The 26,803-nt window shown below is 36.1% G+C and carries 18 protein-coding genes; 12 read left to right on the top strand and 6 right to left on the bottom strand.

What is annotated here, in order from left to right:
- Positions 1-183: 183 nt before the first annotated feature.
- Positions 184-1,956, top strand: coding sequence for a glycoside hydrolase family 9 protein (locus D7004_RS06375; protein ID WP_123205065.1), 1,773 nt, complete (start codon positions 184-186; stop codon positions 1,954-1,956).
- A gap of 494 nt (positions 1,957-2,450) precedes the next feature.
- On the opposite strand, the gene D7004_RS06370 is transcribed toward D7004_RS06375, so the two are convergent.
- The 5 genes from D7004_RS06370 to D7004_RS06355 form a co-directional block, all read right to left on the bottom strand.
- Positions 2,451-3,053: a mobile mystery protein B gene (locus D7004_RS06370; RefSeq protein ID WP_123205036.1), complete on the bottom strand. Its 603-nt coding sequence runs from the start codon at positions 3,051-3,053 to the stop codon at positions 2,451-2,453.
- Entirely contained in the window at positions 3,044-3,511 is a 468-nt protein-coding gene (locus tag D7004_RS06365) for a mobile mystery protein A (RefSeq protein WP_123205035.1), read from the bottom strand. Before D7004_RS06365 ends, D7004_RS06370 begins: the two co-directional genes overlap by 10 nt.
- 711 nt (positions 3,512-4,222) lie before the next feature.
- On the bottom strand, positions 4,223-4,660 hold the full coding sequence (locus tag D7004_RS20800) for an aldo/keto reductase (protein ID WP_208646800.1): 438 nt from the start codon (positions 4,658-4,660) through the stop codon (positions 4,223-4,225).
- 104 nt (positions 4,661-4,764) lie between these two features.
- Positions 4,765-5,097: an aldo/keto reductase gene (locus D7004_RS20795; RefSeq protein ID WP_208646799.1), complete on the bottom strand. Its 333-nt coding sequence runs from the start codon at positions 5,095-5,097 to the stop codon at positions 4,765-4,767.
- Between the two features lie 50 nt (positions 5,098-5,147).
- Positions 5,148-5,534, bottom strand: coding sequence for a helix-turn-helix domain-containing protein (locus tag D7004_RS06355; protein WP_123205064.1), 387 nt, complete (start codon positions 5,532-5,534; stop codon positions 5,148-5,150).
- Between the two features lie 752 nt (positions 5,535-6,286).
- Here D7004_RS06355 and D7004_RS06350 point away from each other — a divergent pair.
- The 11 genes from D7004_RS06350 to D7004_RS06300 all read left to right on the top strand — a co-directional run bounded on the left by D7004_RS06350 (position 6,287) and on the right by D7004_RS06300 (position 23,658).
- Positions 6,287-6,949: a GDSL-type esterase/lipase family protein gene (locus D7004_RS06350; RefSeq protein WP_123205063.1), complete on the top strand. Its 663-nt coding sequence runs from the start codon at positions 6,287-6,289 to the stop codon at positions 6,947-6,949.
- Positions 6,950-7,017: 68 nt separating this feature from the next.
- Positions 7,018-9,936: a ligand-binding sensor domain-containing protein gene (locus tag D7004_RS06345; protein WP_123205034.1), complete on the top strand. Its 2,919-nt coding sequence runs from the start codon at positions 7,018-7,020 to the stop codon at positions 9,934-9,936.
- A gap of 252 nt (positions 9,937-10,188) precedes the next feature.
- On the top strand, positions 10,189-13,329 hold the full coding sequence (locus D7004_RS06340) for a SusC/RagA family TonB-linked outer membrane protein (protein ID WP_123205033.1): 3,141 nt from the start codon (positions 10,189-10,191) through the stop codon (positions 13,327-13,329).
- 10 nt (positions 13,330-13,339) lie between these two features.
- Positions 13,340-14,872 (top strand): RagB/SusD family nutrient uptake outer membrane protein, encoded by a 1,533-nt coding sequence (locus D7004_RS06335; protein WP_123205062.1) that lies wholly within the window; start codon positions 13,340-13,342, stop codon positions 14,870-14,872.
- Between the two features lie 188 nt (positions 14,873-15,060).
- Positions 15,061-16,428: a glycoside hydrolase family 30 protein gene (locus D7004_RS06330; protein ID WP_244214260.1), complete on the top strand. Its 1,368-nt coding sequence runs from the start codon at positions 15,061-15,063 to the stop codon at positions 16,426-16,428.
- Positions 16,429-16,468: 40 nt separating this feature from the next.
- Positions 16,469-18,229, top strand: coding sequence for a cellulase family glycosylhydrolase (locus D7004_RS06325; RefSeq protein WP_123205031.1), 1,761 nt, complete (start codon positions 16,469-16,471; stop codon positions 18,227-18,229).
- Between the two features lie 13 nt (positions 18,230-18,242).
- Complete coding sequence (locus tag D7004_RS06320; RefSeq protein ID WP_123205030.1) at positions 18,243-19,436, top strand: multiheme c-type cytochrome; 1,194 nt, start codon at positions 18,243-18,245, stop codon at positions 19,434-19,436.
- A gap of 91 nt (positions 19,437-19,527) precedes the next feature.
- Entirely contained in the window at positions 19,528-21,852 is a 2,325-nt protein-coding gene (locus D7004_RS06315; RefSeq protein ID WP_123205029.1) for a TonB-dependent receptor, read from the top strand.
- A 4-nt stretch (positions 21,853-21,856) separates the two neighbouring features.
- On the top strand, positions 21,857-22,459 hold the full coding sequence (locus tag D7004_RS06310; RefSeq protein WP_123205028.1) for a DUF4249 family protein: 603 nt from the start codon (positions 21,857-21,859) through the stop codon (positions 22,457-22,459).
- Entirely contained in the window at positions 22,453-22,656 is a 204-nt protein-coding gene (locus D7004_RS06305; RefSeq protein ID WP_123205027.1) for a DUF4249 domain-containing protein, read from the top strand. The genes D7004_RS06310 and D7004_RS06305 overlap by 7 nt, the downstream gene beginning before the upstream one ends.
- A 39-nt stretch (positions 22,657-22,695) precedes the next feature.
- The gene (locus D7004_RS06300) at positions 22,696-23,658 is read left to right on the top strand and encodes a 2-hydroxyacid dehydrogenase (protein ID WP_123205026.1); all 963 of its coding nucleotides are present in this window, start codon (positions 22,696-22,698) and stop codon (positions 23,656-23,658) included.
- 291 nt (positions 23,659-23,949) lie between these two features.
- On the opposite strand, the gene D7004_RS06295 is transcribed toward D7004_RS06300, so the two are convergent.
- Complete coding sequence (locus D7004_RS06295; protein WP_244214259.1) at positions 23,950-26,679, bottom strand: carboxypeptidase regulatory-like domain-containing protein; 2,730 nt, start codon at positions 26,677-26,679, stop codon at positions 23,950-23,952.
- Positions 26,680-26,803: the final 124 nt, after the last annotated feature.

Here is a 26,803-nt window from a genome sequence, read left to right as displayed (position 1 = left end):
ATCTGTGTTAACATTTATTCCTTTAATATTAACGATACGACACTAAATAACATTATACCAGTTTTAACTTGTGCAAACTTAAGAATTGCTATTTATTAGTTCAGGGTTACAATGTCGCTAACAATTTAATTATAAATGCATAATGAACCGTTGATTGAAAATATCTTTAACCAAATAATTAATATGAAAATCGGCTTCCCAAAAATCTGCATACCTGTGTATCTGTTCTTATTTAGTTATGTTTCACATGCTCAAAATAAACAAATATCCGATATCAGGCTTAACCAGATTGGTTTTTATCCTAATGCACCTAAAATTGCAATAATTACCGATAACAGTTCCATATCTTTTAACGTAGTAAGAAGTACCGATAATAGTAAAGTGTTTCATGGGGAGTTGAAGAAGATTCGAGCTATAACGACATCACAAAAAGAAACTCTTATTGCTGATTTTTCAGCTTTTAATAAAGTGGGACGTTATAAAATAGAATCAGATAAAGGCATCTACTCATCAACCTTTGATATCAAACCTGCTGTCCACCATACATTGGCGATAGCTGCAGTTAAAGCATATTATTACCAAAGAGCTTCTACTGCACTACCGGAAAAGTATGCCGGAAAATGGAATCGTCTGGCAGGACATCCGGATGATCAGGTCTTAATTCACCCATCCGCCGCAACTGAACAACGCCCGGTGGGTACTTTAATTTCAGCCCCCGGAGGTTGGTATGATGCCGGAGATTATAATAAGTATATTGTGAATAGTGGAGTAACAATGGGTACAATGCTTTCCCTATACGAAGATTTTCCTGACTATGTAAAGATGGTCAACACAAATATTCCAGAAAGCAGAAATGCGGTTCCGGATTTAATTGATGAACTAATTTGGAACCTAAGATGGATGTTAAAAATGCAGGATCCAAATGATGGTGGTGTCTATAATAAATTGACCAATGCCAGCTTTGATGGTATGGTTATGCCTAATATTACTCGTCTTCCGCGTTATGTCGTGCAAAAAGGCACCGCTGCAACGCTTGATTTTGCAGCGGTAACTGCGCAGGCCGGTAGGCTTTTAAAACGATATGAGAAAGATTTACCAGGTCTGGCAGACTCATGCCTGGCGTCTTCTAAAAGAGCCTGGGCATGGGCAATTAAAAATCCTGGCATGGAATACGACCAGCATATGATAAATGAAAAATTCAGACCGAAGGTTACAACAGGAGGCTATGGAGACAAAAACTTTTATGATGAATTTATATGGGCTGCAGTTGAATTGTATATAACCACTGGGGATGTTAGTTTTTATAGAGCAGTAAACATCCTGCCCGATGAAAGAATGCCTTTACCATCCTGGGGAAATGTGAGGTTATTGGGTTATTATTCTTTACTCAGGAACGAAACTAAACTGATTGATAAACCGAATAATGATATAGAGATATTGAAGGAAAGACTCATCAAAACAGCAGACCGTTTGCTTGTTGGAGTTAGCCATACGCCTTATTTTGCCGTTATGGGACAAGACCAGAAGGATTTTGGCTGGGGTAGCAACTCACTTGCAGCAAATCAAGGAATAGCATTAATTCAGGCTTACAAAATTTCTGAAGATAAAAAATACCTGGACGCTGCTTTAAGCAATCTGGATTATTTACTGGGACGAAATGCTACAGGTTATTCATTTGTAACCGGCATTGGAGTTAATACTCCTATGCATCCGCATCATCGTCCTTCAGTTGCTGATAAAATAGTTGATCCAATTCCTGGTTTATTGGTTGGAGGGCCAAATCCAGGCAAACAGGATGGCATTGCACTTCCAAGTAGTATTCCTGATGAGGCTTATGTTGATAATCAGGGGTCATTTGCTACCAATGAAATTGCCATTAATTGGAATGCTCCTCTCGTTTACTTGGTTTATGGTATTGAAGCGCTTCAATTCAAAACAGGTTATGTTAAACGCTGATATTTTCATGAAAATATCAGCTTTAAGAATGGACATTTTACATTTAAATATTGAATTTCTTATCATATTATAATGATTTTAATCTTCTTGTAAAAAGAAATTGAAAGTATTGTATTAAATACTATAATGACTAATATTACGTCCCAAATCCGGATAGCGATCTTACTGCATAGGCGGCAGCATAAGTACTGAAGCATTTCATATCACTGTAATCGCCACTAAAAGGTTGTAAAAATTTAGCTAGTGGAAAGGAGATTAATTTTTTCCAGAGAGGTTGCCATCGTAAAAGCAAATAAGTCAGTTAGCGATAACCTGATATATTTTTGACCGGTAATTTTTTCAAACAGCTTAAAAGCTGAAAAAACATAATTTTATTCTCGTAGAAAACCAATCCATTTGACCCCTTGCTGCTAAAATACTAACACAAAGACAAGCAAGAATTTACATTAAATTTATTTCTGTTGGGACAGAGTCAATTTACTTTGTTTTATCCACTATGATCTCGCAAATTGAATTAATGTGTCATAATTTCCCTTATCTGCCTCCCGTAATGCACTTAGGTATTTTGCTCTGAATTCTCCTGTGGATAATAAATTGTTACCACCCCATGTAAAAACCTCACCCCCTAAAATCTTTTCGATTATAATATCTGCAATCAGCCTAGAGTGACGTCCATTGCCATTAGCAAAGCAGTGGATAGATACAATTCTGTGCTTAAAACGGACTGCAATTTCATCAGGGCTAAACGTATTATTCTCCAGCCAATAGTTACAATCACCTAATAGCATACGTAATTCAGTCGCAACCTGATATTTATCGACACCTATATTCTTATTAGAATCACGAAATGCCCCTGCCCACTGCCAGACACCTGCTAACATTCTTTTATGCAATTCACAAATAAATGGCTCTGTTAATATTTCAGAAGCGGTGAATTTCTTACGTCGCTCTATTGTCCAACGGATAGCTTCCTCAATGTTACGTTGTTCTATTTCGTCAAGTTCTCCTCGGGTAGTAATAGCGGGAATTAACAGTCCGTCCTTTTCATCTTCGTCAAGGGGAGTCTGGCCATCCTCATAATGTATAATTAATCCCATAGACTTTTCGGCACTTCTCTTTTGATATCGTTGGTTAATTCTAATAATGCTTCTTCAAGCCTTGATTGTGAATTTTCCTGATCTTCTAATTTCATTGTTACAGAAGTTCTTTTAATAATTTCGATAGCCTGTTCTCTTGCCTTTTGTTCAATCATGGCTTCTAAAGTTCCATCTTTAGGTACAAACCCATACACCAGTTTCAGGTTAAGGGCTTCTCCCGCTTCTTTAAGGGATTTGAGAGTGATGGCTCCCTCTGCTTCACGACGTTCCAGATCTATGATTGCTGGTGCAGTTATTCCAAGACGCTTGGCTAACTGTACCTGTGACATATTCAAACCAGTTCTAATCTGGTTGATCCATCCTTTAGGGGATGACTTAATACTAATCAACGATTTGAAGGATACTATCTTGCTATCAAGCTGTCTAATTAAAATAAGTCGGCCATTTGCTAATTTCATAAGCTATACTTTAATTTACAATAGTCAAATATAAAGTTAAAACTGAATATTATCAATATAAAAATAAGTTATAGCTTAATAAAATTGCATACTTTATTAAGCTATAACTTAATAAAGTGTTAAAAACTGATTAATTAATCTAAAGTCTCATACGAATCTTTGTGAACGATGTTAGCTTGATAGCCTATTGTGTGGAAATTTCGGAGACGGTGATCAAGCGATGTAGCGAATTAACCTACTTATAACAATCGAATATAAACCTATAAAACCATAGTAATTAGTATGATGACATGATCAATTTTGACCGAAACACGCTTGGCCTAGATTCCAAAATGACATAATCACACCAAGCGAAATCTTCAGAATGAGCGCTACCGAACATTGAATATAAAATATAATTGGATAATTACTATCTACGAAGTCCCTCGAAATCTCTAGTTTTTGCTTCAAATATATGTCTCTATTTATGTAGAAAGTTAGGCTTGTATAATATCATTTGTAAACAAAAATGAGAAAATATTGAGTATCTATTTTTTTAAATCGATTTAATAGAATCAAATCATAATAAGATTTCATCTTATAAATAACAACTACAGTATAAACTGAGATTTCCTCAGTTTATACTGTCGCTTACTGATCTGTTAAAAATAACTCTGCATATTTCAGAGTCAACTTTGAGCGGAATCTGATTGCCTCCTTCGATTTTGGGCATTATCCTAAAAATTCCATTTCCTCCTTCGAAAGAGAAATTCCGGCTCCTTTGATGTTTTCTGCTAAATGCTGAATAGATGTAGTACCTGGTATGGGCAGAATCCAGTCGGATTTATGGAGCAGCCAGGCAATATTCAGCTGGGCGGCAGTTACACCTTGTTTTGGTGCCAGTGCCTGTATTTTGGTGGGCCCAGACGGCAATGAGGTTTGCAATGAAAAGAAAGGAATAAAAGGAATTTGGTGTTCTTCACAAAAAGGTAGTAATTCGCCACCCTGAAATCCAAAAGGACTGTCCGGATCTGTAATGCGCTGTGTATAACTATACATATTTTCAACACTGGCAATTTTAGCGGTTTTAGTAGCTGTACCAAATTGTTCTACGGATGCGTTGCTCAAACCAAGATGAAGAATTTTTCCCTCTTGCTGAAGCGCGATCATAGTTGCCAAACCTTCCTAGTAATCACCTGGACTTTGACTAGCCTTACCATAATGTACAAGGGAAAGTTGCTCAACTTTCAGTTCTCTGAGGTTATTTTCAACGCTTATTCTAAGCTCTTCAGGTTTTCCATACGGTACCCAGCTTTTATCGGCGCCACGAGAAGTTCCGACTTTTGTCGCAATGATAATGTAGCCGCATAAGGATATAGTGCTTCACACGGAAGCTTATTGGTTACGCCCGGCCCATAAAAATCAGCCGTGTCGAAAAAATTTACACCCAGGTGTGCTGCTTCTTTTAATAGTGCTATAGCTCCCTTTCGGTCTTTAGGTTCTCCGTAAAAATCTTCACCCGTAAGACGCATTGTGCCGTATCCAGGTTTTCGAACGGTTAACGGATTTTTCGTGCCCGCTCCGATTATGATTGTATGACTATTCATTTTTATAAAGATTAATCTTCATCCTGTTTTAGGCATATCCGGATTGATTACTAAATGCCGCTGGCTAATGACTTTCTGAATGAAGATGGTGTGGTTCCTGTGAATTTTTTGAAGAATTTTGTAAAATTTGAAACATCGTAATCAAGCATACGAGCGATTACGCCTATGGGCGAGGTTGTATCAGCCAGAAGTTTCTTTGCTTCCAACAGGATGCGCTCCTCATAAAAATAGCAGGCATGATGACCAGTTTCTGACTTAATTACTTTACTCAGATGGCCAGAATGAATTCCTATAATATCTGCAATCTCTTTTATTTCGTACATTTTGTCTATTCTCCCTGCCACCATATCGTCGAGATGATTGTTAAGAATTAGCTTAAACTGATTTACGATCTGAGCATTTCTAGACACATCTACATCTAACAGTTCAGTTTTCATTGTCTTCATTTTATTATACAGGCAATATTACAACAAAGGATCAATATAAAATGGTGAAGAATCGAGATAAGCTTTTAATGATAAAGAATGATTAGACAGTTATGGCAGGAGAAATAGTTTGCCTAATTTTAACCACACGAAGAGCATTCAGTTTTTCTGATTGACTTTACAACATATCGCTTCATCATGTAGAAGGATTTATACTAAGTCCTTTGATTCCAAAAAGATCTTGTTGAGCTTCCTAAAGCTTAACGAATAGCCAGCAACTCCTAAGTGTCAATTACCTTAAAATAGATAAAGAGGTTGGAATTTAATATCAAAAAAAATGGCGGACTCATGATAATGATTTTAGCCTGATATCAACCTAAATGGAAGCATACCGCTAAAGGAAAAAGGCATTACAGATAACTGGATTATGATAATTTGTATCCTAGGAAAATGTATTTTCAACGTTCCAAAATCTATTTATTAAATCTGATTTTTCTTAAAAATTTAAATAAAAAATAGCTATATTTATGATAATAGCATTTGCAGCTAAAACGAATTAATTAAAGGTGAGTCATTCGGTGAGTCAAAATTAAAAAAAGCGCTAAAACATTGATTTTGAGGCTTTTTTAAGCTTGAGTTCGAACCCCTGAGGGGTCACCACCGCATGTAACATAAGTAATAGCTTAATTTATTGCGAATTCTGAATTTTATAGGTTATTTGCAAAAACATTTCTGATAAGCAATGTTTGTTAAAACTAGCCAAAATGAAAAAATCCCTGTTGCTCATTGCTTTACTTTATTTCTGTACACTTGCTGTATCGGCGCAAACCAAACCACCATTTTGGGATGATGTACAAACGATTAAAAAGTACGACCAGATGTTTAAGCCACCTGTTAATCCGGTGCTTTTTGTGGGCAGTTCTTCTATACGTAAATGGGACGATTTAACACAGGTTTTCTCGAAGTATAATGTTTTAAACCGAGGTATTGGTGGTGCCGTAATTAACGATATAACCTATTACCTTAATGATGTTGTTTTTCCATATCAGCCACGACAAATTGTTTTGTACGTTGGCGAAAACGACATTGTAAATGATAATGTAACTGCAGATACGGTTTTAAATAGAACCAAAGCATTGTTTAAAGCCATCAGGACGAAATTGCCAAATACGCCAGTAGCCTACATTTCCATTAAGCCAAGCCCAAGCCGCGATAAATTTAGAGCCAAAGCCGTAGCATCCAACGAGCTTATTAAGCAATTTTTATCAGGCGAAGCAAATACATCATACATAGATATTTTCCCTAAAATGCTAACTAAAGAAGGTAGGTCTCGCAACGAATTATTTGTAGGCGATATGCTGCACATGAATGCTGAAGGTTATGCAATTTGGCAAAAGGCGGTTAAACCTTACCTAATTAAACCGTAAAACGTTTTTACGAGGTTAGAGATTTAAATTTATATAGCTATTTTTGTATAAATCCTCCTTTTCTAACCATGAGAAAATTTCTGCTCGTTTTAGTTTTTTTTATTGCCTCATTTTCATCCTACGCACAAGATTTACTTGGCATACCTCAAGTTGTTAATTATAACAATGAGCAATACAATGGTGGTGTACAGAATTGGGATGTTCAGCAAGATAAAAACGGAATACTTTATTTTGGCAACAATGAGGGATTGCTAACTTTCAATGGGCGTTTTTGGAATTTATACCGTTTGCCAAATTTTACTTCTGTCCGTTCACTAGGCATTGATTCTAAAAATAGAATTTATGTTGGTGCTCAAGATGAAATCGGTTATTTTTTTCCCGATGATAATGGCATTTTAAAATATCATTCATTGCTGGGTTTGGTGCCAGAAAATTTGCGCAAGATTGCCGATATCTGGGATATTTCAATCATTAACGATGAAGTTTTTTTCCGTTCTGTAAACCTTGTTCTGCATTATAAGGATGATGTAATCAAAGCTTACAAGCCTACAGAATCGTGGTCGTTTTTAGGGAAAGCAAATAATAAAATTTATGCTCAATCTAAAAATTCTGGCTTACTGGTTTACGACAAAGAACTTTGGAAACCTGTATGCACCGATGAAGTTTTAAAGCAATCATCCATCACATCTATTTCTACTTACAGTGGCGACACATTATTGGTATCTACATTAAAAAAGGGTTTTTTTCTCCTGCACAATAATCAGCTTTTGCCTTTAGTTACCAAGCTCGATAATATTTTTTTTAACGACAGAATCTTTTTCGCCAACCAGATTAATAAAAATCTTTACGCCGTGGGTACCACATCTGGCGGAGTTTATCTTATGAATAAACATGGCGAATTGGTGCAAAAATACAATTATAGAGAGGGTTTGCAGAACAATAACGTTAGAGGAATTTTGCTGGATTATGATAAAAACATGTGGCTTGCGCTTGATGATGGAATTGCTTATGTAGCCATAAATAGTGCTATTAAAAGCATATCTCCCGATAGAAATAAGCAAATTACCAGTTATGCTTTTAGAAAAGTTAATCAGAATATTTATGTTGCCACCTCCAACGGCCTTTACACTTCAAAACTAAATACGAATAGTCTCGATTTAAGTTTATCTCCAGTAAATTTCGAAGAGGTAAAAAATACCAAGGGCCAGGTTTGGGGTTTAGATGAAATCAACAACCAGCTTATCATGGCTCATGAAGATGGCTCATCGATGATAAACAACAATGTAGCAACACCAATTTATTCATTGCCAGGAACCTGGATGTTTCAACCTTTAGAGAATGTTTTTCCTGCAAAAAATGTTCTTGCCGGTACTTATTTGGGCTTGCAAAAAATAAACTATACCAATGGGGTATTTAAAAACGGCGGCGAAATTAAAGGCATTTCAGAGACGCTGCGGTTTATTGTTGTGGATAATGATGACAACATCTGGGCTTCACATCCTTATCATGGTGTTTACAAAATCCAATTATCGGATGATAAGAGTAAAGTAATTAAAACCACACTTTTTTCCGACAAGAATGGCTTGCCTTTTAAGTTGTACAACTATGTTTATCGAATCAAAAATAGGGTTGTAATTGCAACAATTGATGGCATTTATGAATACGACCAAAAGCTGAATCGTTTTTTGAGGTTTAAAATGTTTGGCAATGCTTTAAACAAAATTGCTATTCAGTATTTAAAAGAAGATAACGAAGGCAATGTGTGGTTTGTCAGCAACAAGAAAGTTGGTATAATCGATTTTCATAAACCGTCGGGTTCAAGCGCATTTAGCATATTTTATTTGCCCGAGTTAGACGGAAAAGTTGTTGGTGGCTTTGAAAATATTTATACGCTTGATAATGAAAACGTTTTTATCGGTGCAAATAAAGGAGCATACCACATTAATTACGATAAATACTTAGAAAATATTGCCAAGCCCAAAGTGGTGATTGGTAGTGTTAAATTGCTGGCTCAAAAAGATAGCACTGTGTTTGGTGGCTACTTTTTAAAAAATGGTACGCTGTCTGCCAAGCAAGATTTAGCTAAAATACAAGAATATAAAAATGCTTTAAACTCTCTACATTTCGAATTTGCTTCAACACTTTTTGAGCACGAAAAGAATACAAAATTTAGCTATCAGTTGGTTGGTTTTGATGATGAATGGTCGGCATGGAGCAATAAAAGCGAAAAAGATTACACGAATTTACCTGCGGGGAAATACACCTTTAACGTAAAGGGTAGAACCGATGTTGGCAACGAATCGGAAGTGGTGAGTTATACGTTCACCATTTTGCCTGCCTGGTACAATACCATTTGGATGAAAATTCTTTACCTGATCATTTTTGTACTGCTGATAAGGCTATTAATTATTTGGCAGAGGAAAAAGCATATTAAGGAACAAGATAGAATGAGTTACCTGCATCAATTGGAAATTGATAGATCGGAAAAGGAAATTGTTAGGCTGCAAAATGAAAAATTAGAAGCCGATGTAAACTACAAAAACAAAGAGCTCTCTACCATGACCATGCATTTGGTACAACGTGGCAAAGTGCTGGCTAAAATAAAAGAAGTTATTTCTTCGGTAATTAAAAACAATGATGATGCGATTACCGAAAATTCTCCAAGCTTTAGGCATTTGATTCGTTTGATAAAAGATGTAGAAAAGAAAGATCAGGAATTGGAACATTTAAGCGTCCATTTCAATCATGTAAATACCGAATTCTTTAACAAACTGAAAGACCTGTATCCCGACTTAAGCCAAAACGATTTAAAATTTTGTGCATACCTGTGCATGAATTTATCATCAAAAGAGATGGCGCAATTAATGAATATTACCATAAAAGCAGTAGAAGTTGGTCGATATAGGTTAAGAAAGAAACTGCAGTTAAAGCCTGAAATCAATCTTTATGAGTTTTTAGTTGACATTTCCCGTCAAAAAACGGCCTAATCTAGGCTTGTTTTGTCGTTTGCTTTAATTTCCATAGGTAAATTTTAAGTGTCTGATTATCAGCAGTAAAATTTTGGTTTGTAGTGTGTATGTAGTGCCAAAAGTAGGGTTAAATCATTCGATTTTGCGCTTTGTAGGGTTTGTGTAGCATGTCGAAATTGCATCAAACAAAATCACATACATAGATTTGAATTGAGTTATGGAACCAAACCATACTCTAGCTAACCAAATATTAACTTAAAATTATTTTCTATGAGAAGAAGATTTACATTCGTATTCTTCATTTACTGTATCATGGCATTTCCGATGGCATTATTTGCCCAGGATATTACAGTTACAGGAAAGGTAACAGACCAGAAAGATGGCACTCCGCTTCCCGGTGTTACTGTTAAAGTTGAGGGCACAACTCGTGCTGCATCTACAGATCCTAACGGGTTATTTACCATTCAGGCGCCCATAGGCGGAAAATTATCCATTAGCCAGATTGGTATGGTATCGCAAACCATTACAATTCCTGCAAGTGGAAAAATTAACATTTCATTACTAACCGATTCTAAAGATTTAAGTGAGGTTGTAGTTGTTGGTTACGGAACACAAAAGAAAAGTTTGGTAACAGGCGCCATCTCAAGCGTTAAAGCTGCCGACTTAGAAAACCAACCTACTACTACACGTTTAGAACAAGCTTTACAAGGTAGAACATCGGGTTTAACCATTGCCGCACAATCTGGTCAGCCAGGTTCTGCATCTACAGTAAGATTACGTGGTTTCACATCATTTGGCGGTAAAAACGATCCACTTTGGGTAATTGATGGTGTTGTGGTAGATAATGGTGGTATCGGCTATTTAAACCAGTCCGATATCGAATCTATCGAAGTATTAAAAGATGGTGCTTCGGCAGCAATTTATGGTACACGTGCAGCATCAGGTGTAATTTTAGTAACAACCAAAAAAGGTAAAGCCGGAAGTTTAAATTTAACGTACAACGGTTATTATGGTGTTGCTCGTGCGGCTAAAAAATTAGAATTATTAAACGCTACGCAGTATGCAACATTAAGAAACGAATCTTATTTGAATGATTTTACTGGTACAACGCCAACCTTACCTTATCCAAATGCAGCGTCTTTAGGTGAAGGAACAGATTGGCAATCGTTAATTTTTAACAATAGTGCTGCTCGTCAAAACCATGAAGTAAGCATTAGTGGTGGTAGCGAGAAATCTACTTTCTTCTTATCCTTCGGATATTTCAAAGTTGATGGTATCGTTTCTACTGATGTTTCAAAATACAATCGTGCAAACATTCGTATTAACTCTACCCACAAATTGTACAAATGGTTAACCATCGGCGAAAACTTAGGTTATAGCCACTCTATTACAAATGGTATCGGAAACACAAACAGCGAATTTGGTGGTCCATTAAGTTCGGCTATTAATTTAGATCCGCTTACGCCTGCAATTGTAACAGATCCCGCGGTATTTAATGCTCCTCCATATAGCAATCAACCGGTTTTTAGAGATCCAAATGGTTTCCCTTATGGAATTTCGACACGTGTTGCACAAGAAATAAGCAATCCCTTAGCTAGCATTAAACGCCAGATTGGAAATTATAATTGGGACCACAACATTGTTGGTAATGCATTTTTAGAAGCTGAGCCAATTAAAGGTTTACGTTTCCGTTCTACTTTAGGTTCTAAGCTAGCTTTTTATGGTGGTGATGGTTTTAACCCGATTTATTATTTAAACTCTTCAACATCAAACACCAGAACGCAATTTTCAAGAAACATTAATTATGTAATTACTTACAATCTTGAGAACACATTATCTTACACAAAATCATTGGGTAACCATAATTTAAGTTTATTGGTTGGTCAGGGTTCATACAGTGATGGATTTAGCCGCAGTGTAAGTACAACATTTTTTGATGTACCTGCAACCGATTTTTATTCGGCTTCGATGAGGTTTAAACCTGTAGCTGCAAACAGAACATCTGATGGTAGTGAAGGTACAGACCACAAAATCTTCTCCTTATTTTCTCGTTTAACGTATGATTATAATGAAAAATATTTGTTCTCAGCATTAATCAGACGAGATGGTTCATCAAGGTTTGGTGCGAATAATAAATATGGTTATTTCCCATCTGGTCAAATTGGCTGGGTGCCAACTAAAGAAGATTTCTTTCCTCAAAATGATTATGTAAACTTCTTAAAAATTAGAGCGAGTTATGGTGTTACCGGTAACGATGGTATTGGCGACTTTGCCTACGTACCAACCGTTGGTAGTGGTAGAAACTATACTTTTGGTAACGCTAACGTAGTTAACATTGGTTACAGTCCAAATGCATCTGCAAACCCTGATTTGAAATGGGAAGAAACCAGATCTACAAATATTGGTATCGACGCAACCATCTTCAAAGATTTCTCGTTAACGGCAGATATCTATAAAAAGAAAACGGTTGGTATTCTTCAAAACCCACCAGTTCCTGGTTATATTGGTAGTGGTAGCCCTGCTGCAAACATTGCAGATATGTCTAACAAAGGTTTAGAGTTCGAACTTTCTTACCGTAAACAAGTTGGTCAGTTTGGTTTAAACATTAGTGGTAATGGTTCATTCATTAAAAACACGATTGAAAAATTAAGTCCGGGTATTAATTTTATTGATGATAGCCAGGCAACTTTCCAAACTTTAGGAAACATCACACGTACACAAATCGGCCATTCGTATAATGAGTTTTATGGCTACGTAAATCAGGGGATTTTTCAATCACAAGCAGAAATTAATGCTTACACTGGTCCAAACGGGCAACCTTTGCAGCCTTTGGCAAAACCAGGTGATGTTAAATTTGCTAACTTAAATGGTGATAATCTTATTAATGAAAGCGATAGAGATTTTATTGGAAACGGTTTACCAAACTTTACATACGGTTTAACCATAAACTTAACCTATAAAAACTGGGATTTAATTGCCTTTGGTAGTGGTGTTGCAGGAAATATGATTTTCCAAGGAATTAGAAGATTAGATATTCCGAATGCAAATTATTCTACTGCCAGATTGGATAGATGGACGCCTACAAATCCATCAACTACTCAGCCGAGATTAACAGATGCAGATCCAAACAAAAACTTAACTAAATTCTCTTCATTGTATTTAGAAAAAGGAGATTATTTCAGATTAAGAACATTCCAGATTGGTTATACCATTCCTAAAATGCTAACCGATAAACTCGGATTGAAAAAGTTTAGAGTATATGTATTATCTGAAAATTTATTTACAATAACAGGTTACAGTGGTTACGATCCAGAATTGGGGTCAAACAATAGCGGTAACGCATTTAGTATAGACCGTGGGGTATATCCACAAGCTCGTTCGTTCGTATTTGGTTTAAATGCTAATTTTTAAAAAAATTAAAATGAAAAGAAAAATTACTTATGTAGTTGTAATCCTGGCTGGATTGCAACTATTTGCAGGCTGTAAAAAATACTTGGAAATTAGTCCTCAAGAGCGAGTTCTTTTGGATAATTACTACAAAACACCGGCTGATGCTTTTGCAGCATTGGTTTCTATCTACGATAGATTTGGCGCTCAGGCTGGTGGATTATACGATAAGGTTGCGATTATGTCTGCAGCATCTGATGATCAGGTTGCAGGCGGTGGTGGTCCATCAGATATCAATGATTTGCAAGTTGTAAATACTTTCACCCTAAACCCAACTACTGGCCCACAAGGTTATTTGTGGAATAAAGGTTATGCAGGTATTTTCCGTGCCAACGTATTTTTATCAAAAATTGGTGGTATAACTATGGATGCCACGCTTAAAGCTCGTTACACTGGCGAAGCCAAAGCACTTAGAGCAATCTTTTATTTCGATTTGGTACGTTTCTTTAAAAACATTCCATTGCTAACTTCGGAGGTTGATCCAAAACAAATTTATGAGGTGACGCAAGTAGCGCCAGCGGATGTTTATGCTTTAATCGAGAAAGATTTAACTGAAGCAATCCCAGCTTTACCAAATACAATAACCGGAGCATCAGAAGGTGGAAGATTAACAAAAGGTGCTGCACAAGCAATGCTTGGTAAGGTTTATTTACAGCAAGCAAAATATGCACAAGCTGCAGAACAATTTGCAATTGTAAATGGCTCTACTCCTGGGCAGGCAAATGCTACTTACGGTTATAAATTACTAACCAACTTTGGCGATTTATTTAAAGTGAACAACAAGTTCAATACAGAATCTATATTAGAAATTGTACACTCTAATGCATCAAACGGTGGTTGGGGCGATGCAGGAGCATCTGAAGGTAACTTGTTAAACATCATTGTTGGTCCACGTGGTTACAAACCAGTATTGGCTTCAGCGCCTGATTATTATTCGGGCTACAGCTTTTTAGTATTTACAAAAGAGTTTTTTGATTTCATCCACTTCGATCCTAGAAATAAAGCTACTGTTGCAAATTTAGATAGTTTGGAAAAAAATGGCATTGCTACTTACGAAAAAGGTTACCAAAACAGTGGTTACTTTTTAGAAAAAACCATTGGTCGCGTTGCTGATAAAGCACCTACAGGACAAACAGAGTTGAATTTTCCTCAAGATTCGTACGAAATTCGTTTGGCCGATACTTACATGTTAGAAGCAGAAGCTATCTTGCAAAGTGGTGGTGCAGTAGGTGCAGGAAGTCGTGCTTATCAATTGTTTAATGCAGTAAGAGCTCGTGTAGGTTTAAACCCGGTTGCAGTTACCATGGATAACATTATGAGAGAAAGAAGAGCCGAGTTGGCAGGCGAAGGTCATCGTTTTCTTGATTTGGTTCGTTGGGGTAAAGCCGCAACAGTATTGGCTTATAAAGGTTTCACAGCCAATAAAAATGAAATTTTCCCTATTCCTCAGGCAGAATTAAACAACACCAAAATCCAACAAAACAAAGAGTACGGAGGTACTAAATAATTTTTTAAAAAGGCTGTATCATAAATCAAATAAGAAAATTAGTTTCTTAGGAAAACTAAAACTTAGATTTTTTGATACAGCTTTTCTCTTAATGAAGAACTTTTTACGCTCAAAAATAAACCCTAAATTGTTAATTTAATCCACTTGCCAATATGAAATTTAAGGCGATAAGCTATTGTTTTGCTGTTATGTGTAGCATTTCAACGCTACAATCAACTGCACAAAATAATGTAAGTTCATGGCTTACCAAGGCAGATAGATCAGTATTGTTTACCAAACAAACTGCGGTGCTAAAATTTTCATCTGAGCAGAATAAAAACCCAACCATCATTGTAAATGATAAAGAAACTTACCAACCAATTGATGGATTTGGTTATACATTAACGGGTGGAAGTGCGCAACACATCATTAAAATGTCGGCACTTGCCAGAGCCGCTTTGCTTAAAGAACTTTTCGCAACGGATGGAAACAATATTGGTGTCAGTTATATCCGTCTAAGTATTGGTGCTTCAGATTTGAATGAAAAAGTATTTTCTTATAATGATTTGCCCGAAGGAGAAACAGATTTACAGCAGGCAAAATTCGATTTAGGTTTAGATAAAGCTGATGTTATTCCGGTGATGAAGGAAATCCTTGCGATAAATCCAAAGATAAAAATCTTGGGCTCGCCATGGTCTCCTCCCTTATGGATGAAAACAGCATACGACGCTCGTGGAGGAATGTTAAAGCCCGAATTTTATGAAGTTTATGCCAAATACTTAGTGAAATATGTGCAAGAAATGAAAAAAGAAGGCATTACGATTGATGCCATTACCGTTCAAAATGAGCCACTGCATCCAGGTAATAATCCAAGTTTATTAATGGTTGCTCCAGATCAAGCTATTTTTGTAAAGAAAAATCTTGGACCTGCTTTCGAAAAAGCCGGATTAAAAACTAAAATTATTATTTACGATCATAATGCCGATAGACCTGATTATCCAATTTCAATTTTGGATGATCCTGAAGCTAAAAAATATATCGATGGCTCTGCATTTCATTTATATGGTGGAAAAATTGAAGCATTAACCGATGTACACAATGCCCATCCTGATAAGAACATTTACTTTTCTGAACAAATGGTTGTAGAGGAACCTGGTTCATCAACCATAAATATTATCAACCCGGTTAAAAGATTAATAATTGGCGCAACACGTAATTGGAGCAGAAATGTTTTAGAGTGGAATTTAGCCGCCGATTTGGAAAATAAACCGTTTACAGATAGAGGCGGTTGCCCAACTTGCCAAGGTGCGGTAACTATCGATAAAGATAAAGTAAGCAGAAACTTAGCTTATTATTCTGTTGCACATGCATCTAAATTTGTTCGTCCGGGTTCTGTTCGCATCGCATCAAATGAACCTTCGGGTTTATCAAATGTCGCATTTAAAACACCCGATGGAAAGAAGATTTTAATCGTTGCCAATACCGGTAGTACAAATACAACTTTCAACATCAGTTATAATGGAAAAATAGTTTCTACAACTTTAGAAAAAGGTTCCGTTTCAACCTACATCTGGTAAAATAACCCACAATAATTCTACTATGTATTCAAAATATATAATGCTCCAATTTCAAAAGCGTATTCAGCTTGTGTGCTTTCTTGGCTTAACGCTGTTATCATTTCAGTCTGTTGCCCAAGGCTTTTTAAAGGCCGATGGAAAGAAAATTGTTAATGCCAAAGGCGAGAATATTTTACTTCGTGGCTTCGGTTTAGGTGGATGGATGTTGCAGGAAGGCTACATGCTAAAAATAAATAAAGACGGGCAACAACATAAAATTAGAGAAAATCTCGAAGATTTAATGGGCGCTAGACAAACCCAAGAGTTTTACGATGCCTGGTTAAATAACCATACCCGAAAAATTGATATCGATTCTTTAAAAGCTTGGGGATTTAACTCTGTTCGTTTACCCATGCATTATAACTTGTATACTTTACCCGTAGAAAAGGAACCTGTGGCTGGCAAAAATACCTGGTTGGATAGGGGTTTTGCTTTAACAGATAGTTTGCTTGCCTGGTGTAAAGCCAATAAAATGTACCTGATTTTGGATTTGCATGCAACACCCGGCGGACAAGGAAATGATACCAATATCGCAGATAGAGACGATTCAAAACCGATGCTTTGGGAAAGCGAAGCCAATCAGCAAAAAACAATTGCACTTTGGGCAAAGCTAGCCGAGCGATATAAAAATGAAGAATGGATTGGAGCTTACGACATCATTAATGAGCCTAATTATGGTTTTTCAAATCCTGCTGATGATAAAAATGGAACCAAAGAAAAGGTAAATGCTCCGCTAAGAAAACTAATGGTAGATATTACCAAAGCAATACGTACTGTTGATGATAAGCACATCATAATTATAGAAGGTAACGGTTGGGGAAACAACTACAATGGTATTTTTCCTTTGTGGGATAAAAATATGGTGCTTAGCTTTCATAAATATTGGAATTATAACGACCAGGCTTCCATATCAAATATGATAAAAGCCAGAGATGAGCAAAACGTGCCAGTATGGCTAGGCGAAACTGGTGAGAATTCCAATACCTGGTTTACGGATGCTATCAGCCTTTTAGAACGAAATAATATTGGTTGGGCTTGGTGGCCATTAAAAAAAGTTGGCTTTAATAATCCGATGGAAATTCGCTCCAACCCAAATTACAATAGTGTAGTAAATTACATAAATAATGGTGGCGACAAACCAAAAGAAAGCAATGTTTATAGTGGTTTAATGGAATTAGCGATTTATACTAAATTAGAAAATACAATCATCCATAAAGATGTTATCGATGCCATGATTCGCCAGCCGCATTCAAATGAAACTAAATCTTTTAAAGCAAACAATATAAAAAACGGCGCTATAATTTATGCAGTTGATTACGATTTAGGAAAAAACAACTTTGCCTATTTCGATTTGGATACAGCAGATTACCATACCGTAACCAATAAAAGAACAGCAGGTAATCGTGGCCGAATATATAGAAACGATGGAGTTGACATTTCGAAAGATTCTGTTTTGTATGAGAAGTATTTTGTTAATAGCATTGAAAAAGGAGAGTGGTTGCAATACTCCGTAAATGTAGCATCAAAAGGAAATTACACTTTGAAATTAAATACCGCATCTGCCAATGTTGATGGCAAACTAAGCATATCCATCAACGGAAAAACTGTTGCTTCAGGCATTCAGGTTCCAAAAACCGGTGGAGCAAAAAAGTTCGCAACCTTCGATTTGCCAAATATTCCTATTGCTGCTGGTAAACAGGTTATAAGGGTTATTTCAGATACAGGTGGTTATAATTTTAGCTATATTCAATTTGTAAAATAAGCAGAAAGCACTTGTGTTAAAAGGTAACAAACGCGTAATTTTTATTTTAGGTGTCATGATGCTGGTCATCCTGGCACTTTCGCGTTGTATGACTGAGGCTGATAAAATACCACCCGATGCTAGGGGAGAAAATTATGCCGGTGCTGCAAGCTGCGTTAAATGCCATGCTGATGTTTCCAAATCATTTGTGCATAATGCACATGGATTAAGTTCTGGTAGTGTAGATAACAAAAAACTTGCAAAGTTGGTTACTGCTGATGATAATACTTTTGCCTTTAACGAACGGCTGAAAATTAAAGTAGAACGAAGAGATAGCGGGTTTTACCAGGTTGGCTACATCGATGGCAAGCAAGTTAGAGTAGAACGATTTGATATTGCTTTTGGTTCGGGAGAGAAAGCATTTACCTACGCCTATTGGAAGGGTAATAAATTATTTCAGTTGCCATTATCACACTTCTCGGAAATTAATACCTGGGCCAATAGTCCAGGTTTTCCTGCAAATGCGATGTATTTCGATAGACCAATTACAAAACGTTGTTTGCAATGCCACAGCTCATTTATTAAAACAGAAGCCAAAGAAACTACTTCGCTAGCTATAGAAGAAGACTTGCAAAAAGGAACTTTAATTAGCGGAATAGACTGCGAACGTTGCCATGGTCCGGCTAAAGAACATGTAGTTTTTCACTTAGAAAATCCCGAAGAAAAGAAACCTAAATTTATTGCCATTTACAAAACCTTAAGTAGAAAACAAAAAATGGATGCTTGTGGCGTTTGCCATTCGGGCAATACGCTAACAAGTATTCAAGATGTTTTTAATTTTAAGCCGGGAGATAATCTTGACAACTTTTATGCACAAGATTTTGTTTCTTTTAGTGGCGACAATCCCGATGTTCATGGGAACCAAACTGCCATGTTAAAAGGCAGTATCTGTTACCAAAAAAGTGAAATGACTTGCCAATCTTGCCACAACACGCATGAAAATGTAAAAGGTAACATGCTGGTATATGCTCAAAAATGCATGAGTTGCCATCAAACACAAAAACACAGCGCAAAAACTTTAGCGAAAGGTACTTTAAAAGCAAACTGTATTAACTGCCACATGCCAATGCAAGCATCAAAATTAATATCTTTCCAAACGGCTGGAAATAAAAATATAAATCCTTATTTGCTACGTTCGCACCATATTGGCATCTATCCTGATCAGTAATAATTTGTTTATACTGGTATAAATTTATCCGTTAATTTAGAGAACTGTAATTTGTACATTTGCATTTCAATTGTAATTACATTTTCTCTTTATGCCGATAAAACATTACCTGCCATTTTTTTTACTTTTATTTTTTTACAATTTCGCGGCGGCACAAAATAAATATAACCTAAGCGGCACAATTCGCGATGCTGGTACAGGAGAAACGTTAATCGGCGCCACAGTTAAATTGGTTGGAAAAACATCAACCGGTACGTTAACAAATGCTTATGGCTATTATGCATTAACGCAACCCGAAGGCGAATACACCGTGGTAGTTAGTTATACGGGTTATGTTTCCATCACTAGAACCATCACTTTAAATAGAGATATTAAGTTAAACGAAGAGCTTAAATCGGCTAATGATTTAGATGAGGTTACCGTAAGTGCAGCAAATCGAAAAAATGAAAATGTTCGTAGCGCACAAATGGGTTTAGAGCGGGTTGATATGAAATCTCTAAATTCCATTCCTGTTTTGCTGGGTGAAAAAGATATTTTAAAAACGATACAATTGTTACCCGGTGTAAAATCAGGCGGCGAAGGTAATACGGGTTTTTACGTTCGTGGCGGTGCTGCGGATCAGAATTTAATTATCCTCGATGAAGCCGTAGTTTACAATTCATCGCATTTGTTAGGCTTCTTTTCAACCTTTAATGCCGATGCAATTAAAGATGTTAGTCTTTACAAAGGTGGAATGCCTGCACAATATGGTGGTAGGTTGTCATCTGTTTTAGATGTTAAGATGGATGACGGTAACAATAAAGAATTTAAGTTTCAGGGTGGTATTGGTTTAATCGCATCGAGGTTTAAAGCCGAAGGACCGATTGTAAAAGACAAAGGCTCTTTTATGGTGAGTTTTCGAAGAACTTATATCGATTTGTTTTTAAGGCTATCGCCCGATTCGGCAATTAATGGAAGTACCCTTAATTTTTATGACATCAACGCCAAAGCCAATTACAAAATAGACGATAAAAACACCATTTATTTGTCTGGCTATTTTGGTAAGGATAATATTGGCGTAAAAGATTTGTTTGAAAACAATTGGGGTAACGTTACTACAACCCTGCGTTTAAACCATATTTTTAGCGATAGGCTTTTCTCAAATACATCATTAATTTACAACAACTACAACTATACGGTTAGACTGTTAAACGACGTTACTAATTTTAAAGCAACATCGCTAGTTCGCGATTTTAATTTCAAACAGGATTTTCAATATTTTAGCAACAAACACACCATTCGTTTTGGTTTAAACGCCACCCATCACCGTATTTCTCCAATTGATATTACCACTACGCAAGAATCGCAGGTAAATCCACTCACACAACAAAAACGTTATGGCTTGGAAACAGCAGCCTATGTTTCTGATGAATGGGCAGTTACCGAAAAACTAAATTTTCTATATGGTCTTCGCCTTGCAGCGTTTTCGTTATTAGGTCCTGGTAATTTTAGTACGTATGATAATGCAGGGAACATCTTGGCGACCGACAGAGCCGAGAGCGGTAGATTTTATAAAAACTACCTTAATTTGGAGCCACGTTTTTCGTTAAGTTATTTGTTTAATGAAGAAAATTCAGTCAAAGCATCATACAATCGAAACACACAAAACATTCATATTTTAACAAATGCAACTTCCAGTTCTCCGACGGATCAATATGTGTTAAGCAGTAATAATATCAAGCCTGAAATTGCAGATCAAGTTTCATTGGGTTATTTTAAAAATTTGGAAGATAACAACTACGAATTATCTGGAGAGGTCTATTATAAATGGCTGCAAAACCAAATTGATTATAAAAATGCAGCTCAGTTGCTTGCAAATAGCAATATAGAATCAGAATTACTTTACGGAACCGGAAGGGCTTATGGTTTGGAATTATTTTTTAAAAAGAAGTTTGGCAAACTTAACGGCTGGGTTGGCTATACTTTATCCCGTACCGAAAGAAAATTTGCCGAGTTGAACAACGGAAATTATTTCCCGGCAAGGCAGGATAGAACGCATGATGTCTCGGTAGTAGGGATTTACAATCTGAACAAGAGATGGACATTTTCTTCGAGCTTTATTTACAGTACCGGTAATGCAGTAACATTCCCGGCAGGTAAGTATGTGGTAAACAGCCAAACAATTTATTATTATACAGAAAGAAACGCCGGACGAATGCCTTATAACATGCGGTTGGATTTAAGCGCTACGCTTGAAGGAAAAAATACCGGAAGATTCCAATCCAGCTGGAATTTTGGGGTTTACAATGCTTTAGGAAGAAAAAACCCTTACTCGATAGAATTTATTAACGACCCCAACGATCCAAGCAGAACTGTTGCCGAACAAACATCATTATTTGGTTTAATTCCTTCAATAACCTGGAATTTTAAATTTTAATACCATGAAGAAACTCATTTTATACATCTCTTTATTCAGCATGATTTTTACATCATGTAAGAAAATTATTGAAGTTGATACCAATAATGCCGAACCTCAACTGGTAATTGAAGCAAACATCACCGATAGGTTAAGCGTACAACAAATCAAAATCAGTAAATCTGTATCTTACGATAGCAAAAGCATTTTTCCGGCGGTAAGCGGAGCAGCTGTTACGGTAACCGATTCTAGAGGAAATAATTACGTTTTCACAGAGAGCCAACCTGGAATTTACACATTAAATATGCGAGGCGTTGTTGGGGTTACGTATAACATGAAGGTTGTGGCAGAAGGTAAAACCTACACGGCAATTTCTAAAATGCCCACCCTGGTTAAATTAGATTCTATTGGGATTATTTCAAATTCATTTTTTGGTAATGAAAGGAAAACCATCGCAGCTTTTTTGAAAGACCCGGTAGGCGTCGAAAATTTTTACCATTTCAATTTATATGTGAATGATGTCATCTCAGATCGCATTTATGTTAATAATGATAGACTTACCGATGGAAACAGTTTAAGAACACAACTTTTTATTCGAATGATGATGATGACGACGAGGATTTGGTAAAGGGCGATAAAGTTGTTGTGGAGATGGAAACCATAGATTCGAATATATTCGATTATTGGTATGCCTTAAGTTCGCAAACCGGTAGAGGACCAAACCAGGGTACAACACCTGCAAATCCAACATCAAATATATCGAACGGTGCCTTAGGTTATTTTAGCGCACATACTTATCAGCGATTAAACATTGTAGTTCCATAATAAATTAAACAACCTTATATTTTAGCTGTTAATAAATACATGAAAGTTTTTATAAGCGGCAGAATAGCTAAAAGTGGTTTAACCTTATTAGAAGAAAACAATATTGAAGTAACTCAATGGAAGGAATCCAGACAAATTACTGCCTCAGAGTTAATAGAAGCTTGTAAAAACGTAGATGGATTGGTTAGCGTTGGACCAAATAAAATCAATGCAGATTTTCTTAATGCCTGCAAACATTTAAAAGTTATTGCCTTACATTCTGTTGGTTATGATAATGTGGATGTTGCAGAAGCAAATAAATTAAACATCCCGATAGGTAATACGCCAGGTGTTTTGAGTGGTGCAACTGCCGATACCGCATTTTTACTGATGCTTGCCGTTTCGAGAAAAGCATTTTACTTACATAAAAAAATCATTAAAGGGCAATGGCAAAATTATGAACCAACACCCGAACTCGGCATAGAGTTGAACGGCAAAACTTTAGGCATATTTGGTTTAGGCAATATCGGACTCGAAATGGCCAAGAAGTGCATTGGTGCCTATAAAATGAAAGTGATTTACAACAATAGAAACCAAAACCCGGAAGCCGAAAAAGAGATAGGAGCCAAGTATGTTTCTTTTGAGGAATTACTTGCAGAGAGTGATGTTATTTCAGTCCATACAGCCCTTACTAAGGAAACAAAAAATAAATTTGATGCTACTGCTTTTGAAAAAATGAAACCTCAATCTATTTTTATAAATACTGCAAGAGGTGGCATTCATAACGAGGAAGATTTGATACATGCTTTAGAACAGAAATTGATATGGGGTGCAGGTTTAGATGTTACCAACCCTGAACCAATGAGCGCTGATAATCCATTATTAAATATGGAAAGTGTTGCGGTTTTACCTCATATTGGCTCTGCAACGGAAGAAACCAGAAGTGCAATGGCAAACTTGGTAGCCAAAAATATTATTGCAGCGCTAAATGGAGATGCTTTACCAAGTAGAGTAACCGATTAGATGTTTTAGTATAGCGATGCCACTACTTCATTTTAAGGTAGGGAGCATCTTTATTAAGAAAGATAAGTTTTATCTAATTCCCTGATTTCGATTATTAATTATCATTCAAATGATTAATAAGCTGCTTTTTTTAGTTTACGTCACCCTGAATTTATTTCAGAATCCTTTTTGTAGGAAAGATGCTGAAATAAATTCAGCAGGACGTGTCGAACAAGCAATGCAGCATTAAAACTGCAAATTAATTAAGTTTAAATAGACTCAGGCTAACTGGCAATCTCAGTATCGGCTTTTTTATTTAACGGTGTACCTAAAAATCGATCGTCCGATATTTCCATTAGCATCAATACCTTCAACAACAACTTTGTACTGCCCTTTACCATCTGCATTGTAGAAATCAAAAGATGTTGTTCCTGTGGTTTTATCTGTTAAAACCTTTGGATTCCAATAAATTGTTGTGCGTAAATCATTACGGTTTAAATTTGCTGGCACATCGTATTTAGGCGAATAAAACTGGCGTTCTTTATTGTAACCTTGTGGAGAAAAAGTAAGTTCATAATATTTTGGCAACATATCTAACAGCTGGCTTTTAGATATTTTTGTTCCTTTTGGCGCTTTCTTTTGATTAACTACAATTACACCATTAACATTATTGTTTCTGTTAACCAAACCCAATTCATCTCTTAAAAAGATTTCTACAGATTCGACATTATTTGCGTCGATGCTTGCCAACTGATTAACATCCATAAGCATTCCATTGATAAAAATACCCATTGGCGTTTTATTGCCCTGATTGTAATCTCTGGTTACATAAAAATTACCATCGATAAATGTTGTGCCTGTTGCCATTGTTTGCAGGCAGTTGATGAACATATTACAACCTGTTAATCTATCTCCGGCAATTTCATGATCTGCCATTGCAGATAAACCGGTTAATGCCGGGTAATCTTTATGACTAACTTTTGGTATTGCTGCGGCTTTAATGGTTACATCTTTTAAGGTATTCAAATAAGAATATTGTTTTTTGCTATTATCTAGATAAGTAGTTAAGGTACTATCAATGTTAAGCACTTCATCAGCGCCATTAAAATTTCTACTTACTGATGGTGTAGGAGAACCGTTTAAACTTAAAGTCATGTTTTTATAATTCACATTGTACTTTGCAGTGATGGTTACTTTTGAAGAATCATTAAAAACCAGATTTGAAAATTTAAAATTTCCTACCGGATCTGTAGTTCCTTCCATGTTGATTCGTTTATCTGGAATGGTAAGTAAAAGAGCACCTTTTCTTACCGGAATGCCATTGCTTAATCTTAAAATTCCAGAAAATTCAATCCCTTGCTCTGGCAAATAAGTAATTTTTGGTAGCTTATTGGCAATAATATCTGGATATGAATACTTTCTATAACCTTGAGTTAATAGCAAAACATCCAAATCAGCAGCTTTTTTAGCATCCGGTGCATTAAAATAGTAATTTGGTTTTTCGATATATCCTTTTAAATCGCTAGCCAAAAGCAAGCCTGTAAAAATTGTACTTGCCCCATCTTCATTAAATGGAACCTTGGTTTCATCTACAACAGATACCGAGAAATTACCATCAACAGGTAAGCCATCTTTTTTAGCAGCTAAATTTATTTTTACTTTTTTCTTTATGCCGTAGCTAAGCGCCGGACTAGTTACCGTTAGTGCCAAGCCATTTTTATGTTGCACAAAAACGATTCGTTCGCTAAGTGGTTGTCCGCTTTCCGTAAATAACGTAAACTGCGCAATGCCCGATGGAAATTTTAGTTTAGGTATTGTTGTGTTGTACTCTTTGTTAGATAAGGCGGTTTGAGCACCGTAGCAAACAACTCCTTTGCTTTGAGCGATAAGGTAAAATTTCTTGCCTTGATTACTTTGAAAAAAAGCATCGTTTGAAGTGATTTTAACACCAATATTTTCATCATCAGTATTATTAATTACAATAGAAATGCCCGAAGCGGTAACAGCCGGAAGGTTTACAGTTTGTGTGGTTCCATCGGCATAAGTTAAACTTGCTTTATAGGTTTTGCCGGCTTCTGGCAACATAGTAAAACTGCCCATGCCTAAATGTTGCGCAGTAAATGTGGCCACTTGTTTACCATCATTATCCGAAACAACACCTTTAGCATTTATACCCAAACCATCACTTTTAACGGCTTTGAATGCAACTTTGCTGGTTAAGCCAGCAATTAAATTTCCACCTTCCGGGAAAAACTGAGCATCTTTATTGATGATTGCATTCTTAAGCTGAAAGGTATTGTTTATAACATCCTTATCTGTGGTATTAATGCTGGTAATCAATTCACCTTTTTGCAGCTGATATTCTGCCTTTTGGTTGGCCGTCATGCTGATGTTAAGGTAACCACTAACATCTGTTGTGCCCCTTCCTCTTGCAATTGTAGTATAACTGGTTACAACCTGCCAGTTAACTATTCGGTTAGAATAAGGTTTATTGTTTATATCTTTAAATTGTATCCTGGCATCAATTTTTTCTTGTTTATCTGTTGAAGAATTTTTGTAAGTAATGTGCGTTTTAACTTCTTTACCTATAGCCTCGCCGATGTAAAATGTTTTATTAAAAAAAGCAGGATCATCCGAATTCAACATCCATAAAGTATATGCTCTAATGTGGTAATTTCCTTGCGTATAGTTCTCCAGTGAAAGTGGAATATTTCCTTCGGCTATGCCACCAGTTAATGGAAGTTTTAAAGTTTGAATTAAAGAATCACGTTGATTAATCACATCAACATACACGATTTTACTTATTCCCGATAGGAAATTTTGGTTTTCTGTTACATAAGCTTTAAACCATACGGTATCGGCAACCGCGTAATAAGGTTTATCAAAATGAAGGTAAATTTTTTCTGCGGGATAATCAGTTAAAACTTTATTGGTTTTAGTTATGATTGTATTTATACTAACGGTGTCAGTTTGTGCCGAAGCGGTAAAGTTTAGTAAATACAAAAATGAAACTGCAATAAATAAAATTCTAAAAATCTTCATGAACAGGAAATTAATTACTTAGGTTGTAAATATATCCAATTATAAATAGAGCGCATAGCCTGCCAAAAGGTTTAACATTTTTTTACATAAAAAAGCCGATTTTGATTATCAAAACCGGCTTCTA

The organism is Pedobacter jejuensis (assembly GCF_003725795.1).
Classification (GTDB): Bacteria; Bacteroidota; Bacteroidia; order Sphingobacteriales; family Sphingobacteriaceae; genus Pedobacter; species Pedobacter jejuensis.
Note: the sequence above shows the minus strand (reverse complement) of the source record. Positions and strands in the feature narration are given on the sequence as shown.

Coding starts and splice junctions, on each gene's coding strand:
- D7004_RS06325 (WP_123205031.1), top strand. CDS start 16,469: ATGCTCCAATTTCAAAAGCGTATTCAGCTTGTGTGCTTTCTTGGCTTA.
- D7004_RS06295 (WP_244214259.1), bottom strand. CDS start 26,679: ATGAAGATTTTTAGAATTTTATTTATTGCAGTTTCATTTTTGTATTTA.
- D7004_RS06350 (WP_123205063.1), top strand. CDS start 6,287: ATGAAAAAATCCCTGTTGCTCATTGCTTTACTTTATTTCTGTACACTT.
- D7004_RS06340 (WP_123205033.1), top strand. CDS start 10,189: ATGAGAAGAAGATTTACATTCGTATTCTTCATTTACTGTATCATGGCA.
- D7004_RS06315 (WP_123205029.1), top strand. CDS start 19,528: ATGCCGATAAAACATTACCTGCCATTTTTTTTACTTTTATTTTTTTAC.
- D7004_RS06365 (WP_123205035.1), bottom strand. CDS start 3,511: ATGAAATTAGCAAATGGCCGACTTATTTTAATTAGACAGCTTGATAGC.
- D7004_RS06375 (WP_123205065.1), top strand. CDS start 184: ATGAAAATCGGCTTCCCAAAAATCTGCATACCTGTGTATCTGTTCTTA.
- D7004_RS06310 (WP_123205028.1), top strand. CDS start 21,857: ATGAAGAAACTCATTTTATACATCTCTTTATTCAGCATGATTTTTACA.
- D7004_RS20800 (WP_208646800.1), bottom strand. CDS start 4,660: ATGATCGCGCTTCAGCAAGAGGGAAAAATTCTTCATCTTGGTTTGAGC.
- D7004_RS06300 (WP_123205026.1), top strand. CDS start 22,696: ATGAAAGTTTTTATAAGCGGCAGAATAGCTAAAAGTGGTTTAACCTTA.
- D7004_RS20795 (WP_208646799.1), bottom strand. CDS start 5,097: ATGAATAGTCATACAATCATAATCGGAGCGGGCACGAAAAATCCGTTA.
- D7004_RS06335 (WP_123205062.1), top strand. CDS start 13,340: ATGAAAAGAAAAATTACTTATGTAGTTGTAATCCTGGCTGGATTGCAA.
- D7004_RS06355 (WP_123205064.1), bottom strand. CDS start 5,534: ATGAAAACTGAACTGTTAGATGTAGATGTGTCTAGAAATGCTCAGATC.
- D7004_RS06330 (WP_244214260.1), top strand. CDS start 15,061: ATGTGTAGCATTTCAACGCTACAATCAACTGCACAAAATAATGTAAGT.
- D7004_RS06345 (WP_123205034.1), top strand. CDS start 7,018: ATGAGAAAATTTCTGCTCGTTTTAGTTTTTTTTATTGCCTCATTTTCA.
- D7004_RS06370 (WP_123205036.1), bottom strand. CDS start 3,053: ATGGGATTAATTATACATTATGAGGATGGCCAGACTCCCCTTGACGAA.